Origin of the sequence: Moorena sp. SIO4A5 (assembly GCF_010672005.1) — a bacterium.
GTDB lineage: Bacteria > Cyanobacteriota > Cyanobacteriia > Cyanobacteriales > Coleofasciculaceae > Moorena.
The window spans coordinates 1-3497 of record NZ_JAAHHZ010000505.1 but is presented as its reverse complement, the minus strand read 5'-3'; the positions used below and the strand labels follow the sequence as shown (position 1 = coordinate 3497).

Sequence of the window (3497 nt, the reverse complement as noted above, 5' to 3'; positions counted from 1 at the left end):
TTCGTTAAACAGAGCCATAATCCCATCCCCCATGTATTTATCAATAAAGCCATGATTTCCATTGATGGCAGATTCCATACGAGAAAGATAGGTATTGATAAATTCAAAATTTTCCTCAGGTGTCATACTTTCCGATAGGGTGCTAAAGGAGCGAATATCGGAAAATAGCACCGACATCTCTTGCTGAACATGATCCCCTAATTGAACATCGGTAATGCTTGGTTTGTTCAATAATTGGAGAAACTGATGAGGGACAAAGCTTGCATAAGCTTGATTGACTTGGGAGAATTCCTGCTTCAAGCGTAGGTGTTCTGCTTCTGCTTTTTTGCGTTGGGTGATATCGTGAAAAGCTACGATAGCATAGGCAATGTTGCTCAATTCATTAAAGATAGGTGTTCCCCAACTTTCTATAGGGATAATTTTTTCTCCTTGGTGGATTTCCAGATCATCCAGGGTGGCGTTTTCACCTTTTAATGCCTTTACAGCAACTAATTTTTCAGCAAAGTATAGCTGATTGGTTCCGGCAACATAAAGTTGATAAACCTCTGGCATTTGCTCAGCTGTAGTTAATGGCACGACTCCCTTACCGAATAACTGCCGCGCCTTATAATTGAGGAATTCTAGTACCCCCTTATCATTAAACACAGCCACACCCACAGGCATCCTTTCTAGAAACTGGGTCAATTGATACTGGTTCTCTAGCAGTTCGTCAACTAGGACAGTTTGCTGACGGTTTATAGCACTCAGATGCTGCCACTCTTGATTAGCTTGTTCTGGTGCTGTAGTATATTCTGAAATCTGTGCTGCTTGATCACAGATGATTTTTTCCAACTGCTGATTGAGTTCCTGAAGTTGGCGATTTTGTGCCTTCAGTGTTTCCTCAAGAAGATAAGTATGTATGGCTTCTATGACTGTCAATTTCAGGTCTTCAGATGGACAAGGCTTCCCTAGGTAACGATATAACTTTGCATACCGAATAGCCTTGGCTGTAGCTTCCAAATCCAGATCACCCGTCAGCATAATTTTGAGAGTTTGATTAGAGAAAAAATAAGCTATGTTTAATAAGTCATCCCCTTTCAGATCAGGGATAACAGCACCAGCCAAAACTAAAGCAACTTCATACTCGTCATTGCGCAACTCTTCGACTAACTTTACAACCCCTTTACTCCCTTCAAAATTTTCAATCAGATTTTCTTTGCCGAGAGTATTACCTAGAGATATTTTTAGGTTATTGAGAACTGATGGATCATTATCAATACAAATAATTATTAATGGGTTTGTCATGGCAAATTATCATCTGCAAAATTATCTTGAATTATTTAAATAAATGCCTGGCGGCAATTGATTATTATTATAATATATTTTTTTTTGTCATAACAAAATATTGCCTGCTTATTAATTGATTGGATTAAATGATTGAAGTAAATCATTTGGTGGAATTAAAGATAAACTATTATTCCCTAAACTCTTAGTTGTTTACCATTGATTAATAACAGTAAGCCATCAACAGTAAACCACAAAAAAATTACATATTTTATTTATTAATACCAAATCACTTATCTCAAGCTATGGATTGAGCAGACAAGTTTTATTTTTTGGAGCAACATATAGTATTGTGGCGATAGTGCCCTCTACAGTCAACACCAAAATGTAGCCAATTGCTTTTACGATTTAGCTACACTATTGACCCAATCTGCTGGAAATTTATCTGATTAAGCCACTCAATTAACCCCTAATTCCCTAGACAATCTACCTAAATACCAATAAATATCATTAAATAATTGATTTGTCAACTATCCCAAGACACCCATTTGATAGGCATGTTAGCACTATACATAATAGTATGTATTTGTCAATTAGCAAGTGTAGCCAGTTTAATCACGCTCATCAACCTAAATTAATTGTCTGCCTTGTTAGAAACCGCTAAAGTGTCGTTTGAGATATTGGGGAACTCTTAGTGATGACTATTGATCAGGTACTTGACATCCTCAAAAGTGTTGAGAAAATCAAGTTAACTCCACTTCAGGAATGGATATTGCACCAAGCCTGGGAAGGAAAAACCTATACCGATATGGCGATCGAAGCACACTATGGCCCTGAATACCTCAGAAAGACTGCCTATAAGTTGTGGCGATTACTGGGAGACATTTTTGGCAAAGCGATCACCAAGACCAATTTCCGGAACACCCTGGAAACAACCCCGATTACTTCCTACCATCAAGAACTAATTCAGCAATATTACCGCCGTCAATGCCTACGTAAAATTGCTGAATTTCCTAGTGGAGCACTTCCCCTACCATCTCACCTTTATATAGAGCGTCCTCCGATTGAAGAGCTTTGCTATCAAGCCATTCACCAACCCGGAAGTTTACTCCGGATTACAGGACCAAAAGAGACAGGAAAAACGTCTTTGCTATTGCGAATATTAGACCAGGCAAGAGAAAAACAATATGGCAGAGTTTACCTCAATTTTAACCAAGCAGAAACCGCCATTTTAAGCAATTTAGACCGGCTATTGCGCTGGTTATGTGTTAACATCAGTTACCAACTCCAGCTTCCCCAGCAACTGGATGACTATTGGGATAAAGACCTAGGCAGTAAGGTCAGCTGTATGAGTTACTTACAAGAACATATCCTAGAAAAAATAGACCATCCCCTAGTTTTGGCAATGGATGAAGTCCATCGGTTGTTTGAGCATACCCAAACTGCTAAAGATTTTTTACCCTTATTGCGCTCTTGGCATGAGGAATCTAAACAACTACCGCTGTGGCGAAAGCTGCGGGTTGTTGTGGTTTACTCGACAGAAATTTATGTTGCTCTGGAAACTTCCCAATCTCCGTTTAATGTGGGATTACCGATTAAGTTACCCGAGTTTAACAAACAGCAAATCCAACAGTTAGCTCAGCTTTATAGATTACATTGGTCAAATAGTGAAGCTGCTGGCAAACTGATGGCTGTGGTGGGGGGACATCCGGGATTAGTGCAGCTTGCTCTGTATCACTTGGCTTATCATAATATTAGCCTAGAACAATTACTCGCTGAAGCAGCTACTGCTACGGGAATTTATAGTGACTATTTGCGGCAACACTTAAGTGTACTTAGGGCAAATCCTGATTTAGCTACTACTCTTAAACAGGTGGTTGCAGCAGATAGGGGAGTTGAGCTCGATCCAATCAGTATCTATAAGTTACAGAGTATGGGTTTGGTGAGTGTTCAGAGAAATCAAGTTACACTCTGTTGTAATTTATATCGTCAGTATTTTTTAGAACACCTTGATATGTTGAAGGTTTAAGGTTTAAGGTTTAATGTTGAAGGTTTAATGTTGAAGGTTTAATGTTGAAGGTTTAATGTTGAAGGTTGTCTGTCAGAATTAATTCTTAATTCTTAATTCTTAATTCTTAATTCTTAATTCTTAATTCTTAATTCTTAATTCTTAATTCTTAATTCTTAATTCTTAATTCTTAATTCTTAATTCTTAATTCTTAATTCTTAATTCT

At 37.9% G+C, this 3497-nt stretch carries 2 protein-coding genes; one reads left to right on the top strand and one right to left on the bottom strand.

All coding sequences use genetic code 11. The features are described 5' to 3' along the window. Positions 1-1284 (bottom strand): adenylate/guanylate cyclase domain-containing protein (locus F6K57_RS40030; protein ID WP_293074415.1); only part of this gene is annotated, 1284 nt, incomplete at its 3' end. Between the two features lie 676 nt (positions 1285-1960). On the opposite strand from F6K57_RS40030, the gene F6K57_RS40025 reads away from it, so the two are divergent. After that, a complete protein-coding gene (locus F6K57_RS40025; protein ID WP_293043934.1) occupies positions 1961-3292 on the top strand; it encodes an AAA-like domain-containing protein in 1332 nt (443 codons plus the stop codon). Positions 3293-3497: the final 205 nt, after the last annotated feature.

What these genes read in the sequence shown, in the direction of transcription:
- F6K57_RS40025 (WP_293043934.1), top strand. Translation starts at nt 1,961, where the DNA reads ATGACTATTGATCAGGTACTTGACATCCTCAAAAGTGTTGAGAAAATC.